Source organism: Kocuria sp. CPCC 205258 (genome assembly GCF_040981005.1).
Classification (GTDB): Bacteria; Actinomycetota; Actinomycetes; order Actinomycetales; family Micrococcaceae; genus Kocuria; species Kocuria rosea.
On record NZ_JAVKPS010000074.1, the window covers coordinates 1 to 509 of the forward strand.

General features: G+C 42.2%; 1 protein-coding gene. It reads left to right on the forward strand.

The annotated features are described in order from the left end of the window. The coding region (locus tag RF644_RS18895; RefSeq protein ID WP_368797674.1) for a transposase at positions 1–509 on the forward strand (509 nt) is incomplete at both ends.

The following is a 509-nucleotide window of genomic DNA, read 5'->3' on the forward strand; positions in this document are numbered from 1 at the left end:
ATAACAGACCGTGTATTACCCGAAATCACCGCCTGGAAGTCTCGCATGCTCGATCCTGTATATGCCATTTGCTGGCTTGATGCTATCCATTATAAGGTAAAGGATGAGAATGGCAGAGCTGTCACACGAGCCATTTACAACATTCTTGGTATCAACAAGGAAGGTCAAAAAGAACTGTTAGGTATGTATGTGTCTAAGAGTGAAGGAGCTAACTTCTGGCTAGAAGTTCTTACGGATCTTCAGAACCGTGGTGTTCGAGACATCTTGATTTGTTGTATTGATGGTCTCAAAGGCTTCCCAGATGCCATCCAAAGCGTATTTCCTGAGAGTTCTGTGCAGCTCTGTATTGTCCATCATATACGCAATTCTATCAAGTATGTTGGCAGTAAGCATCAAAAGGAGTTTATCAAGGATTTAAGAACAGTATATGGTGCAGTAAACAAAGACTCCGCTGCTGCTAATTTAGACCTGTTAGAGTCTAAGTGGGGAGAGATGTACCCAATTGTCAT